At 73.1% G+C, this 13,654-nt stretch carries 11 protein-coding genes; 6 read left to right on the top strand and 5 right to left on the bottom strand.

Features of this window, described 5'->3' with window-relative positions; genetic code table 11:
• Window positions 1-27: 27 nt before the first annotated feature.
• Together ACFOW4_RS01940 and ACFOW4_RS01935 are read right to left on the bottom strand one after the other, a co-directional pair.
• A complete protein-coding gene (locus ACFOW4_RS01940; protein WP_377523970.1) occupies window positions 28-927 on the bottom strand; it encodes a MaoC/PaaZ C-terminal domain-containing protein in 900 nt (299 codons plus the stop codon).
• A complete protein-coding gene (locus ACFOW4_RS01935; RefSeq protein ID WP_377523861.1) occupies window positions 927-2,282 on the bottom strand; it encodes a 3-oxoacyl-ACP reductase in 1,356 nt (451 codons plus the stop codon). The genes ACFOW4_RS01940 and ACFOW4_RS01935 overlap by 1 nt, the downstream gene beginning before the upstream one ends.
• A gap of 55 nt (window positions 2,283-2,337) precedes the next feature.
• Here ACFOW4_RS01935 and ACFOW4_RS01930 point away from each other — a divergent pair, with 55 nt between their 5' ends.
• Complete coding sequence (locus ACFOW4_RS01930; protein ID WP_377523860.1) at window positions 2,338-3,630, top strand: acetyl-CoA C-acetyltransferase; 1,293 nt, start codon at window positions 2,338-2,340, stop codon at window positions 3,628-3,630.
• Window positions 3,631-3,814: 184 nt separating this feature from the next.
• Complete coding sequence (purB, locus tag ACFOW4_RS01925; RefSeq protein ID WP_377523858.1) at window positions 3,815-5,236, top strand: adenylosuccinate lyase; 1,422 nt, start codon at window positions 3,815-3,817, stop codon at window positions 5,234-5,236.
• A gap of 34 nt (window positions 5,237-5,270) precedes the next feature.
• On the opposite strand, the gene ACFOW4_RS01920 is transcribed toward purB, so the two are convergent.
• Window positions 5,271-5,834, bottom strand: coding sequence for a YbjQ family protein (locus ACFOW4_RS01920; protein ID WP_377523857.1), 564 nt, complete (start codon window positions 5,832-5,834; stop codon window positions 5,271-5,273).
• Window positions 5,835-5,857: 23 nt separating this feature from the next.
• Window positions 5,858-6,541: a S1 family peptidase gene (locus tag ACFOW4_RS01915; RefSeq protein ID WP_377523855.1), complete on the bottom strand. Its 684-nt coding sequence runs from the start codon at window positions 6,539-6,541 to the stop codon at window positions 5,858-5,860.
• Window positions 6,542-6,906: 365 nt separating this feature from the next.
• Here ACFOW4_RS01915 and purS point away from each other — a divergent pair, with 365 nt between their 5' ends.
• The 4 genes from purS to ACFOW4_RS01895 all read left to right on the top strand — a co-directional run bounded on the left by purS (window position 6,907) and on the right by ACFOW4_RS01895 (window position 11,395).
• A complete protein-coding gene (gene purS / locus ACFOW4_RS01910) occupies window positions 6,907-7,170 on the top strand; it encodes a phosphoribosylformylglycinamidine synthase subunit PurS (protein ID WP_030332194.1) in 264 nt (87 codons plus the stop codon).
• The gene (gene purQ / locus ACFOW4_RS01905) at window positions 7,167-7,850 is read left to right on the top strand and encodes a phosphoribosylformylglycinamidine synthase subunit PurQ (protein WP_377523854.1); all 684 of its coding nucleotides are present in this window, start codon (window positions 7,167-7,169) and stop codon (window positions 7,848-7,850) included. The genes purS and purQ overlap by 4 nt, the downstream gene beginning before the upstream one ends.
• A gap of 67 nt (window positions 7,851-7,917) precedes the next feature.
• Complete coding sequence (purL, locus tag ACFOW4_RS01900) at window positions 7,918-10,635, top strand: phosphoribosylformylglycinamidine synthase subunit PurL (RefSeq protein ID WP_377523852.1); 2,718 nt, start codon at window positions 7,918-7,920, stop codon at window positions 10,633-10,635.
• Window positions 10,607-11,395, top strand: a complete 789-nt coding sequence (locus tag ACFOW4_RS01895) for a 2-phosphosulfolactate phosphatase (protein ID WP_377523850.1) — start codon at window positions 10,607-10,609, stop codon at window positions 11,393-11,395. Before purL ends, ACFOW4_RS01895 begins: the two co-directional genes overlap by 29 nt.
• A 165-nt stretch (window positions 11,396-11,560) precedes the next feature.
• Here ACFOW4_RS01895 and ACFOW4_RS01890 read toward each other — a convergent pair whose 3' ends face one another.
• On the bottom strand, window positions 11,561-13,525 hold the full coding sequence (locus ACFOW4_RS01890; protein ID WP_377523848.1) for a hypothetical protein: 1,965 nt from the start codon (window positions 13,523-13,525) through the stop codon (window positions 11,561-11,563).
• Window positions 13,526-13,654: the final 129 nt, after the last annotated feature.

Raw genomic sequence — 13,654 nt, 5'->3', positions numbered from 1 at the left:
GTGTTAGTAGGGGCCCCTTCCTCTACATCAGGCGTTAATAGGGGCACCTTCCTTGTGGGTGGACCCCGTGAGGTGGGGCCGGCCGGTGCGGGTGTCGTGCAGGGCGAAGTTCCAGCCGGCGTCGACCCGGTCGGCGGAGAAACCCACCGTGGCGGGCAGCGCCACCGGCAGCTTGAACGCCACCTCGACCGTGCCGGCGTCCGGCAGCCGGTTCTCCAGCGCGGCCAGGCAGCGGGCCTTGCTCCACATGCCGTGCGCGATCGGCCGGGCGAAGCCGAACAGCCGGGCCCCCAGCCGGGACGTGTGGATCGGGTTGTGGTCCCCGGAGACCCGCGCGTAGTCGGTGCCGACCCGGGTGCCGACCCGCCATTGTGCGGTGGCGGCCGACGTCGCGGGCCGGTCCTGCGGGTCGCGCCGGGCGCCGTCGCCACGCTCCCGACTGAGGTACGTCGACACGCCGCGCCACACCTCCGCCCCGGCGACCGAGGCGACCAGGACCACGTCGAGCTGCCGCCCCCGGTCGTGCGGGCGCAGGTGTTCCGCGTACGCGGTGAAGGCCAGCTCGTCGGTGGCCAGCACCGGTCGGCGCGTGGTGATCCGGTTGGCCACGTGCACCAGTCCGATCAGCGGGAACGGGAACTCCGGCGCGGTCATCAGGCGCAGCGCCAGCGGGAAGCCCAGCACGTGCGGGTAGGTCACCGGCAGCCGCTCGGTCAGCGGGAAGCCGCAGACCCGGTCGTAGTCGGCCAGGTGCGCCCGGTCCACCCGGACGCCGGGAACGGTCAGCTCTACCGCCGGCAGGCTCGTGGCGCGCCGGCCGCCGCCGGGCAGGGCGCCGCGCAGCGCCCGCCGGTAGAGCGGGCCGGTGGCGGGCAGCCGGGGCAGCTCCACGCCGGCCCGGACCGGCGGGTCGTCCACGTCGGCCATCACGCCCCCAGCAGGCTCTGGCCGCAGACCCGTACGACGTTGCCGCTGACCGCGCCGCTGGCCGGCCAGGCCAGCCAGCCGATCGTCTCGGCCACGTCCACCGGCAGCCCGCCCTGGGCCAGGCTGTTCATCCGGCGGCCCGCCTCGCGCACCACCAGCGGGATCCGGGCGGTCAGCCGGGTCTCGATGAAGCCCGGGGCCACCGCGTTGACGCTGATCCCCCGCTCGCACAGGGCCGGGGCGAGGGAATCGACCAGCCCGATCACGCCGGCCTTGCTGGTGGCGTAGTTGGTCTGCCCCCGGTTGCCGGCGATCCCGGCGATCGAGGAGACCGCGACGATCCGCCCGCCGGCCGGGATCAGCTCCCGTTCCAGCAGCACGTCGTTGATCCGTTCCTGACTGGAGAGGTTGACGTCGAGGACCTGGTCCCACCGGTCGGCGTCCATCCGGCCGAGGGTCTTGTCCCGCGTGATGCCGGCGTTGTGCACCACCACGTCGACCCGGCCGTGCCGGCTGGCCAGGTGCTCGGCGAGTCGGGTCGGCGCGTCCGGGGCGGTCAGGTCGAGCTGGACGGCGGTGCCGCCGATGTCGTTCGCCACCGCGGCCAGCGCGTCGCCGGCGGCCGGGACGTCCAGCGCGACGACCCGCGCGCCGTCCCGGGCGAGCACCCGGGCCAGGGCGGCGCCGATGCCCCGGGCCGCGCCGGTGACCAGGACGACCTGCCCGTCCAGCGGGCGGTCCCAGTCGGCCGGCGTGCTCGCGTCCCCGGCGCCGACCCGGATCACCTGCCCGGAGACGTACGCGGACCGGCCCGACAGCAGGAAACGCAGGGTCGATTCGAGGCTGGTCAGCGTGCTCGGGTCGCCGTCGCGGGTGACGTACACCAGTTGCGCGGTGACACCCCGGCCGAACTCCTTGCCGATGCTGCGGACCAGCCCTTCCAGGGCCCGCTGGGCGGTCGCCTCGCGCGGCGACACGCACTCCCGCGGCGGGGTGCCCAGCACGATCACCCGACCGCTGGGCAGCACCGAGCGGGCCTGCGGGTGGAAGAAGTCGTAGAGCTGGCGCAGCTCGGTCGAGTCGGTGATGCCGGTGGCGTCGTACACCAGGGCGCCGAACCGTGCGGTGGCCTCGACGGCGGCCGGGTCGGTCAGCTCGACCCCGGCGGCGGTGAGGATCTTCGTGACCGGCTCGGTGAGCCGGCCGCCGGTGGCCGCCCCGAGCAGGGCGGGGCCAGGCAGCAGTGGGGCACCGGGGCCGTGCCGGCGCAGTCGCGGCGGGTCGGGCAGCCCGAGGCGCTTGACCAGCGCGCGGCCGGCCGCCGATTGGACGAAGCTCGCGTACCTGTCGGTCATGGGCGTAGCCTACTGGCGAGTAGGGTTCGAGCAACACATGTCGAGGAGGCGGATCGTGCAGAGCATCCGGCGGGTCGCGGTCATCGGCGGCAATCGCATCCCGTTCGCCCGTTCCAACTCCCGCTACGCGGACGCGTCCAACGCGGACCTGCTCGGCGCGGCGCTGGACGGTCTCATCGCCCGGTACGGGCTGGCCGGGCAGCGCGTCGGCGAGGTGGTCGCCGGGGCGGTGCTCAAGCACTCCCGGGACTTCAACCTCACCCGCGAGGTGGTGCTCGGCTCCCGGCTCGACCCGCACACGCCGGCGTACGACATCCAGCAGGCCTGCGGCACCGGCCTGGAGGCGGCCATCCTGGTCGCCAACAAGATCGCCCTCGGCCAGCTCGACGTCGGCATCGCCGGTGGCGTCGACACCACCTCGGACGCGCCGCTGGCGGTCAACGAGGAGATGCGCCGGACGCTGCTCAAGCTCAACAGCGCCCGCACCCTCGGCGAGCGGCTGAAGATCGCCGCCAGGCTGCGCCCGCTCCAGCCGTTCAAGCCGGACGTCCCGCGCAACGCGGAGCCGCGTACCGGCCTGTCCATGGGGGAGCACGCCGCGCGCACCGCGCTGCGTTGGCAGATCGACCGGCGCTCGCAGGACGAGCTGGCGCTGCGCTCACACCAGCGGCTGGCGGCCGCGTACGAGCGCGGTTTCTTCGACGACCTGATGACCCCCTACCTCGGGCTCACCCGCGACCAGAACCTGCGCGCCGACACCAGTCTTGAGAAGCTGGGTTCACTGAGGCCGGTCTTCGGCGCCAAGGGCCCGGACGCCGAGCAGGCCACCATGACCGCCGGCAACTCCTCGCCCCTCACCGACGGCGCGTCCACAGTGCTGCTGGCCAGCGAGGAGTGGGCGCGCGAGCACAGCCTGCCGGTGCTGGCCTGGTTCAGCTGGTCGGAGACGGCGGCCGTCGACTTCGTACACGGCGACGAGGGGCTGCTGATGGCGCCCGCGTACGCGGTGCCCCGGATGCTGGCCCGGGCCGGGCTGACGTTGCAGGACTTCGACTACTACGAGATCCACGAGGCGTTCGCCTCGCAGGTGCTGGCCACCCTGGCCGCATGGGAGTCGCCGGAGTTCTGCAAGGACCGGCTCGGCCTGGACGCGCCGCTGGGCGCGATCGACACCGACCGGCTCAACGTCAACGGCTCGTCGCTGGCGGCCGGGCACCCGTTCGCCGCGACCGGTGGGCGGATCGTGGCCACGCTCGCCAAGCTGCTCGCCGAAAAGGGCAGCGGGCGGGGCCTGATCTCGATCTGCGCGGCCGGCGGCCAGGGTGTCACCGCGATCCTGGAGCGCTGATCGTCCGAACGGCGGCGCGCGGGCGACGTTCTCGCCGCCCGTGTCGAGTGGTCCCGACGCACGGAGCAGGGACGGCTCTGCCCTGGTGTGGTCGTCGGGTAGCGCGGCCGGCGGCGTCGCGGCCGGTGAGCGGCCGGGACGTCCTCCTCCGGGCCGCGTCCGCGCTCATGAAAGACTGAGGCACGTGACGATCCCGAACGTGCTCGCCAACCGCTACGCCTCGCCCGAGCTGGTCGCCCTCTGGTCACCCGAGGAGAAGGTACGGATGGAGCGGCGGCTCTGGCTCGCCGTGCTCCGGGCGCAGCGGGACCTGGGCGTGGCCGTCCCGGACGGCGTGGTCGAGGCGTACGAGCTTGTGCTCGACCAGGTCGACCTGGCGTCGATCGCACAGCGGGAGCGGGTCACCCGGCACGACGTGAAGGCCCGGATCGAGGAGTTCAGCGCGCTCGCCGGGTTCGAGCACGTGCACAAGGGGATGACCTCGCGGGACCTCACCGAGAACGTCGAGCAGCTCCAGGTGCGTGCCTCGCTGGAGCTGATCCGGGACCGGGTGGTGGCCACCCTGGCTCGGCTGGCCCACCTCGCCCACGAGCACTCCGAGCTGGTCATGACGGGTCGTTCGCACAACGTGGCGGCGCAGGCCACCACGCTGGGCAAGCGCTTCGCGTCGGCCGCGGAGGAGCTGCTGATCGCGTACGAGCGGCTGGAGGACCTGATCGGCCGCTACCCGCTGCGCGGGATCAAGGGGCCGGTCGGCACGGCCGCCGACCAGCTCGACCTCTTCGACGGCGACGCCGACAAGGTGGCCGAGCTGGAGCGGCGGGTGGCCGAGCACCTGGGCTTCTCCCGGGTGCTGGACAGCGTCGGGCAGGTCTACCCGCGTTCGCTCGACTTCGACGTGCTGGCCGCGCTGGCACAGACCGCCGCCGCGCCGTCGTCGTTGGCCACCACGATCCGGCTGATGGTCGGCCAGGAGTTGGCCACCGAGGGCTTCAAGCCGGGCCAGGTGGGCTCCAGCGCGATGCCGCACAAGATGAACACCCGGTCGTCGGAGCGGGTGAACGGCTTCGCGGTGATCATCCGGGGCTACCTGTCGATGGTCGGCGAGTTGGCCGGCGACCAGTGGAACGAGGGGGACGTGTCCTGCTCGGTGGTCCGCCGGGTGGCGCTGCCGGACGCCTTCTTCGCCGCCGACGGGCTGTTCCAGACCTTCCTCACCGTGCTCGACGAGTTCGGGGCGTACCCGGCGGTGATCAACCGGGAGCTGGAGCGCTTCCTGCCCTTCCTCGCCACCACGAAGATCCTGGTGGCGGCGGTCCGGCGCGGCGTCGGTCGGGAGGTGGCGCACGAGGTGATCAAGGAGCACGCGGTCGCCGTGGCGCTGGCCATGCGGGAGAAGGGCGCCCCGGAGAACGACCTGTTCGACCGGTTGGCGGCGGACGGCCGACTCGGCCTCTCCCGCGCCGACATCGACACCCTGGTCGCCGACCGCAACGCCTTCGCCGGCGCCGCCCGATCCCAGGTGGAAGCGGTGACCCGCCGCATCACCAAGATCGTCGAAAACCACCCCGCCGCGGCCACCTACACCCCACCCCCCATCCTCTGACCCGGTTGGTCAAGGCGGCGAGTGGGGCGGGCGGTCAGCCGCCGGTGGGAGTTTCGGGTGCGCTGCGGAGGTTGGGGGCACTGGCCGGCTCGGCGATGCCGCCCGGGGACGACGCGAACTCGGACTGGTGCGCGGTGTCGGCGGCAACGGCCGGCTGGTCGGCCGGCATGACGTCGGGCACCTTGGGTACGACGATCACCGCCGTGCCGTACGCGCAGATCTCCATCCACATCTCGCCGCAGTCCCGGCTGTCGAACCGCATGCCGATCACCGCGTTCGCGCCCAGCCGCATGGCCTCCTCGCCGAGTCGCGCCACCGAGTCGGTGCGCCACCGGGTCAGGTTGTCCGGCGCCATCGGGTCGTACGCGCCACCGCGCAGGTTCTTGACCCCCTCGCGGTACGGGTTGCGCGTCCTGGCCATCGATGACACCACCTCACCGAGGATCTGGCGGATCTCGTAGCCGGGCAGTTGCTCCGTCGTCACGACCAGCACGTTTCCGATGCTGTCAGGGGTTGCCCGGCCCGATCGCGAGCCGTGTTCACCTGATCGGATGCTGCAAAACGACGCGGCGCGGACGGCGGGTGATCGCCCGACCATCCGCGCCGCGCCGGCGCTAACCGTCAGACACCGGCCACCGAGGTGATCCAGGCCCGGTTGTACGCGACGCTGCCGTAGTTCTGGATGCTGTAGCCGTCGGCGGTGGAGGCGACACCGACCTGCCGGCCGTTGTAGAACTGCGGACCGCCCGAGTCGCCCTTCCAGGCGTTGCCGCTGATCTCGGTGCTCCGGATGGCCTGCCCGCCGTACGCGTCGGTGGCGTTGTTGCTGGTGACCTGGACGGTGGCGGTCTTGAGCTGGCTGGACGCCGAGCAGCCGCTGTAGCAGGTCCTGCCCCAGCCGTAGATCGAGTTCGTCGAGCCGACCGGCGGGTTGCTGCTGGCCAGCGTCACCGCCGACGTGCTCACCGCGCTGGAGAGCCGCAGGAGGGCCAGGTCGTTGCGGGTGTAGGTGGCGCTCACGGTGCGGGTGGTCCCGCCCGAGGCGTAGTAGACGCTGCCGACTCGGACCGACATCGAGCCGTTGACGCAGTGCCGGGCGGTGAGCACCCACTGCGCGGCGATCACGCTGCCGGAGCAGGTGAACGAGCCGTTGCTGAACACCGCGGCGGCCCAGGGTGCGGAGGAGACGGTGTTGCCGCCGATGATGGGCTGCGGGCCGGCCGGGGCGGCGGACGCGCCGGAGGCGGCGGCGAGGACGCCGACCAGCGCGGTGCCGATGAGGGCGAGCAGGGGACGGATGCGCATCGGGGGACTCCTTGGCGGGGGCGGACCCGGGGTCGCCGGGTCTCGGGATTCACGTCGGCGGGGTCCCGCCGGCGCATTCATCGACTGATGTCGATGAACAGTAGGGCCTCCGGCGTCCGTTTTCAAGAATTCGATCGAGGCTGACCAATGTAACGATTCGGCGACCCGCTGCGCCATACATGCCCTGGTGGGATGGCATGTCATGGGTTACTGGTCGGTTCCGGGCCATCCGGACCGCCGGTTATGTTGATCACTGCCTGAACTGCACCCGGCCGGTGCGTCCGGCACGGAATCTGCCAGGTACGCTGGCTGCGCTCGCCCGTTGTGGGTCGGCACCCAACTGCGTACACAGTCAGGAGTGCCCAGTGCCTCGCGTCGTCGTCGACGTCATGCTCAAGCCCGAGATCCTCGATCCGCAGGGCCAGGCCGTCGCAAACGCGCTGCCCCGGCTCGGCGTCAGCGACGTCGCCTCAGTTCGGATCGGCAGGCGGATCGAGATCGAGTTCACCGGTGAACCGGACCTGGACCGGGCCCGGGAGATCGCCGACAAGCTGCTCGCCAACCCGGTCATCGAGGACTTCACCGTCCGCCTGGTCGAGGCCGACGAGACCGCGGACGCCCGCTCGTGACCGCCCGGGTCGGTGTGGTCACCTTCCCCGGCTCGCTCGACGACGGGGACGCCGCCCGCGCCGTACGGATCGCCGGCGCCGAGCCGGTCCGGCTCTGGCACGGTGACCCGGCGCTGCACGGGGTGGACGCGGTCGTCCTGCCCGGCGGCTTCTCGTACGGTGACTACCTGCGCTGCGGCGCCATCGCCCGGTTCGCCCCGGTGATGGAGACGATCGTGGACGCCGCCCGGGGCGGCCTGCCGGTGCTCGGCATCTGCAACGGCTTCCAGATCCTCTGCGAGGCGCACCTGCTGCCCGGCGCGCTCACCCGCAACCAGCACCTGCACTTCCGCAACCGGGACCAGATCCTGCGCATCGAGTCGGCCGGCACCGCGTGGACCAACGCGTTCCAGCCCGGCCAGGAGGTGCTGATCCCGGTCAAGAACGGCGAGGGCTGCTACGTCGCCGACACCGCGACGCTGGACCAGCTCGAAGCCGAGGGTCGGGTGGTCGCGCGCTACGTCGGCGGCAACCCCAACGGGTCGCAGCGTGACATCGCCGCCATCACCAACCCCGCCGGCAACGTGGTCGGCATCATGCCGCACCCCGAGCACGCGGTGGAGGCGCTTACCGGCCCTTCGCTGGACGGCCTCGGCTTCTTCACCTCGGTTCTCAAGCACCTGGTGGGGGCGCCGGCGTGACCGGCGGCGGCATGTTCGGTCTGCTCGACCGCTCATTCGGCGGGCACGAGCGCAGCGAGGAGAGGTCATGACCACCCATCCGGACCCGGTACGGGACACGCCGGAGGCGTTCCCCGCCCCGGCGCAGGCGACCGAGCCCCACCCGGCGCAGTCCGCCGAGTCGCGACCGGCCGCTCCGGCGGCCGTCCCCGCACAGCCGGCCGTCGCCAACTGGACCGAGGGCGTCGACACCGTGCCGCGCGCTGACGGGACTCCCGCCGAGCTGCAGCCGTACACCGAGCTGGGGCTCCGCGACGACGAGTACGACCGGATCCGGCAGATCCTCGGCCGCCGGCCCACCCAGTCCGAGCTGGCCATGTACTCGATCATGTGGAGCGAGCACTGCTCGTACAAGTCGAGCAAGGTGCACCTGCGCCAGTTCGGTGAGAAGGCCCCGCACAGCGACCGGCTGCTCGCCGGCATCGGCGAGAACGCGGGCGTGGTGCAGGTCTCCGACGAGCTGGCGGTGACCTTCAAGGTCGAGTCGCACAACCACCCGAGCTTCGTCGAGCCCTACCAGGGCGCGGCGACCGGCGTCGGCGGCATCGTCCGGGACATCCTGGCCATGGGGGCCCGCCCGGTCGCGGTGATGGACCCGCTGCGCTTCGGCGCCGCCGACCACCCCGACACCGCCCGGGTGCTCACCGGCGTGGTGGCCGGCGTCGGCGGCTACGGCAACTGCCTCGGCCTGCCGAACATTGGCGGCGAGCTGGTCTTCGACCCCAGCTACCAGGGCAACCCGCTGCTCAACGCGCTCTGCCTGGGTGTGCTGCCGGTCGACCGGCTGCAGAACAAGGCCGCCGCCGGCCCCGGCAACGTGGTCGTGCTGATGGGCGCGAAGACCGGCCGGGACGGCATCGGCGGCGTCTCCGTGCTGGCCAGCGCCACCTTCGACGAGGGCAGCGAGCAGCGCCGCCCGTCGGTGCAGGTCGGCGACCCGTTCACCGAGAAGCTGCTGATCGAGGCCTGCCTGGAGCTGTACGACGGCCAGCTGGTCGTCGGCATCCAGGACCTGGGTGGCGCCGGGCTCACCTGCGCGCTCACCGAGACCGCCGCCGCAGCCGGCACCGGCATGCGGGTGTGGCTGGAGCGGGTGCCGCTGCGCGAGCCCTCGATGGAGCCGCACGAGATCCTGGCCAGCGAGTCGCAGGAGCGGATGTTGCTGGTCGTCGAGCCGGAGAAGCTCGATGCGGTGCTCAAGACCGCCGAGAAGTGGGGCGTGCTGGCCACCGCGATCGGCGAGGTCACCGCGCCGGAGCCGGACGGCCGGCCCGGCCGTCTGCTGATCACCTGGCGGGATCACCTGGTGGTGGACGTGCCGCCGGGCTCGCTGGTGGACGACGGTCCGGTCTACGCCCGCCCGATGCGCGAGCCGGCCGACCTGATCCTGCTGCAGGCCGACCGGGCCGAGACGCTGCCCCGCCCGGCCGACCCGGAGGCGCTGCGGGAGACCGTGCTGCGCATGATCGCCTCGCCAAACCTGGCCGACAAGACCTGGGTCACCGAGCAGTACGACCGCTACGTGCTGGGCAACACCGTGCTCGCCCAGCCGGAGGACTCCGGCGTGATCCGGATCGACGAGCGGACCGGGCTCGGCGTCGCGCTGTCCGTGGACGGCAATGGCCGGTACACCCGGCTCGACCCGTACCACGGCACCAAGCTGGCGCTGGCCGAGGCGTACCGGAACGTGGCGGCGACCGGCGCGAAGCCCATCGCCGTGACCAACTGCCTCAACTTCGGCTCGCCGGAGGACCCGGCCGTGATGTGGCAGTTCGCCGAGGCCGTGCGCGGCCTGGCGGACGGCTGCCTGGAGCTGGGCATCCCGGTGACCGGCGGCAACGTCAGCTTCTACAACCAGACCGGCGCGGCAGCCATCCACCCGACCCCGGTGGTCGGTGTGCTGGGCGTGCTGGACGACGTGGCCAACCGGGTGTCGATGGGCTTCGTCCCGCGTGCCGGCGGCGACCACGACCAGCTCTACCTGCTCGGCGAGACGCACGTGGAGCTCTCCGGCTCGGAGTGGGCCTGGGTGACGCACGAGCACCTGGGCGGCATTCCGCCGCAGGTCGACCTGGCCCGCGAGAAGGCGCTCGGTGACCTGCTGGCCGAGGCGGCCCGGGTCGGGCACCTCAGCTCGGCACACGACCTCTCCGACGGTGGCCTGGCCCAGAGCCTGGTCGAGTCGTGCCTGCGGCGCGGCGTCGGCGCCCGGATCGCGGTGCCGGAGCAGTTCGCCGAGGGCTCGATGCCGTTCGTCTACCTGTTCAGCGAGTCCGCCGGGCGGGCGCTGGTCTCCGTGCCGCGTGGCCACGACAAGGCGTTCGCGGCGCTCTGCGCCGAGCGTGGCGTGCCGTTCGAGCTGATCGGCGTCACCGACCCGGCCGGCGGTGCGCTGGAGGTGCACGGCCAGTTCCGGATCGGCCTGGACGAGCTGCGTGCCGCGCACACCGCGACCCTGCCGCGCCTCTTCGGTGGCGCGGCGGCCGTCGAGGTGCCCGCGCCGGCGGCCGGAGTGGCGGGCGCGGTCGAGGCCGCGCCGCTGCCCGTCGCCGAGGGTGCGCAGATGGCGCCGGTGGACCCGGCGGCGGTGGCCGCCGAGCCGATCGCCTCGGCCGGGCCGGTTCCGTCGACCGGCGCGGTGGAGCCGGTCGTTCCCGGCGCGGAGCCCGCAGCCGCCGACCCGGACGCGCCGACCAGCGGGTCCGAGTCCGACTCCGGTGTCACCGAAGCGCCCGACGAGCGCTGAGGCGGTGGCGGCCGCCGTCTACGGCCAGCCCGGCTCCGGTGCCCGGTTCGACTGGGGGCTGAGCGGGGCGGCCGAGCTCGGCCGCGTCTGCGCGGTGCTGGTGGTGGTGGACGTGCTCTCGTTCACCACCGCCGTCGAGGTCGCGGTGGCGCGCGGCATGCGGGTGCACCCGTTCCCCTGGGGCGAGCAGGCGGCCGACTACGCCGTACGGGTCGGTGCGGTCGCCGCGGTGGGCCGCCGACGGACGACCGCGGACCATCCGTGGTCGCTCTCGCCCGCCGCGCTGAGCACCGCGCCGGTGGTGTCCGACCTGGTGCTGCCCTCGCCGAACGGTTCCGCGATCAGCGCCGCGGCGAGCGCCACCGGCCTGCCGGTGGTGGCGGCCTGCCTGCGCAACGCCCCGGCCGTCGGCAGCTGGCTGCGCCGCCAGGGGTACGGCACGACGGACGCCCCGATCGGCGTGATCGCGGCGGGGGAGCGCTGGCCGGACGGCTCGCTCCGCCCGTCGGTGGAGGACCAGCTCGGCGCCGCCAGCGTGCTGGACGCGCTTTCCGGAGTGCCGGGCGGGCTCTCCGTCGAGGCGGCCATGGCGCTCGCCGCGCTGGCCAGCACTCCGGACCTGCCCGCCGCCGTACGCGGCTGCGTCTCCGGTCGGGAACTGGTCGAAGGCGGGTTCGCCGAGGACGTCGAGGTCGCCGTCCAGGTCGGCGTCTCGGACGTGGTCCCGCTGCTCCGGCACGGCGTCTTCTCCGCCGCCTGACCGGTACGCGGGTCGTCGCGGACCCGCTACCCGTGATCAGCCGGCCCGCGACCTTCCGTCGGCCCGTTGTCGTGCGCAGGGGAGCACTCGCCGCAAGCGGAAGGGCCGCCGGTGAATCCCGACGGCCCTTCCGTGGTCGTGCGACGGGCGTGAGCCCGCTGATCGTCAGTCGTCCAGCCAGTCCAGTCGCCGGCCGCCGCGATCCTGCTGCGGCGGCGCATCCGGGCGCGCCCGGCCGGCCTGACCCTGGTCACCGTAGTAACCGCCCTGCTCGTAGCCGCGATCGTCGTAGCCACCGCGCTGCGTCGGGGCATCCTGGCCGTAGCCAGGGGCCTGGCCGTAGCCGCCCTGCTCGTATCCGCCGCGCTGCGGGGGAGCCTCCTGGCCGTAGCTGCCGTGCTCCGGCTGCGACTCCTGGCCGTAGCCGCCGGCCTGGCCGTAGCCGCCCTGCTCGTAACCACCGCGCTGGTTGTAGCCGCCGCCGGCCGGCTCCGCGCCCCGGCCGTACGGCGCGGGGTCGGCCTGGCCGTACCCCGCACCCTGCTCCGGCTGGTAGACGCCGGTGGCGTACGGGTCGGCCGGGGCCGGGTACTGGGTGCTGTCGCCGGTGTAGCGGCCGGTCGGCTCGTCGTACCGTTCGCCGTAGGCGGGGCCCGCCGGGGCCGGCGGGTAGGCCGCGTCGCCGGCCGGGGCACCGTAGTCACGGCTGCCGTAACCGCCGCCGGAGGACGGTGCGCCGCCGTAGCCGGCACCGGAACCCGGTGCGGCGCCGTAGCCCTCACCACCGGGGGCGCCGGCTCCGTAGCCAGCCTCGGGGGTCGCCGCCGTGCCGTAGCCGCCACCGGAGGCCGGTGCGGCGCCGTAGCCGCCCGCGCCGTAGCCGCCAGAGGCCGGCTCCTCGCCGTAGCTGGCGCCGCCCCAGTTCTGCTGACCCGCCGCACCGTACGGCTGCGCGGGCGCGCCGTACGGATCCGGCGGGACGTCGTCGACCACCGGGCGGTGCATCATCGTCGGTGCGTCGCTCAGCGCCGCGCCGCCGGCCATCGTCGGGTCCGGTCCGCCGCCGACGCGGTTGACCACGCGGGTCCGGTCGTCGGCGTCGCGGTACGCACCTCGGGCCGCCGGCACCGCGCCGGCCGCACCCGCCGGCACGTCCGCGTCGTCGTCGCCGCTCTCCTTGCGCCGCATCCAGAGCAGCACGATCGTGCCCACGCCGGCGGCGACGAGCAGGCCGCCGAGCAGGATGATCAGGTAGGAGCCGAAGCCGCCGCCGTCGTCCTCGTTGTTCGCGGCGTTCGCCGGGGCGCCCGGGCTGGGCTCCTCGGAGGGCTCCTCCGCGGCACCCTCCTCGGTCGCCTCCTCGGTGGGCGTGGCCTCGGCGCTGGCGGACGGGGTGGCGCTCGGCGTCACTTCGACCTTGATCTCCAAGGCGATCCGCTGACCGGTGACGGCCTGCCCGGCGGTCGCGTTGACGGTCTTGAAGGCCTTGATGTTGTCGAAGGACGCGCCCAGGTCGATCCGGCCGGGAGCGATCGGCTTCTCGGTGGTGCCGGTGAAGCGGAAGTTGCCGCTGCCGTCACTCATCGTGTCGTAGCGGTGGCCGGCGGTGTCCTGGAGGACCACGAAGGCGTTGGGCACCGCCTCGCTGTCGGCCTTCTTGACCACCTTGCCGGAGATCGACCGCACGGTCTGCGCCTGCTGTGGCGGCGCGGCCTTGGCGACCAGCGTGACGGTGGTCGACGCATCCTGGCTCTGCTTGATCGGGCCGTTGGAGTCTGTGGCCTTCACAGTGATCTGGGCGGTGCCGTTGGCAGCGTCGTCGGCGAGCTTGAAGGTGGCGTCGTAGGTCCCACTCTCCGTCACCCGGCCGCGGGAGCACCCGTCGACGCACGTCAGCTTCGGGTTGCTCGAGCTGAAACTGATGTCGGCAGGTTGAGCGCCATCCTGGAAGGCCAGCTTGTAGCTGATCTTTGTAGTCTTGCCAGCCTCGACGCTGCTCGGCGAGGCCGAGACGTCTGTGACGTCGGGCGCGGCCAGGGCTGGTGTGGCGGGGACGGCCAGTAGGGCGCCGGCAACCAGCGCTACGACCACACCGGCCCGCTGCTTCCAGGCACGTCGGTGTGTTGACACGTCCACCGCCTTCCGGGCTGACTTCCCTGACCGGCGAGGCGCCGGCCGGGGATCATCACGGTACGAATACGCCGTCGGCAACTATGCCTTGTCCGACCGGGTCGGCGCGACCCAGGGCCAGCGTCAGGC

It is taken from the genome of Micromonospora sp. GCM10011542, from assembly GCF_042650685.1.
In the GTDB taxonomy this organism is placed as follows: Bacteria; Actinomycetota; Actinomycetes; order Mycobacteriales; family Micromonosporaceae; genus Micromonospora.
Note: the sequence above shows the minus strand (reverse complement) of the source record. Positions and strands in the feature narration are given on the sequence as shown.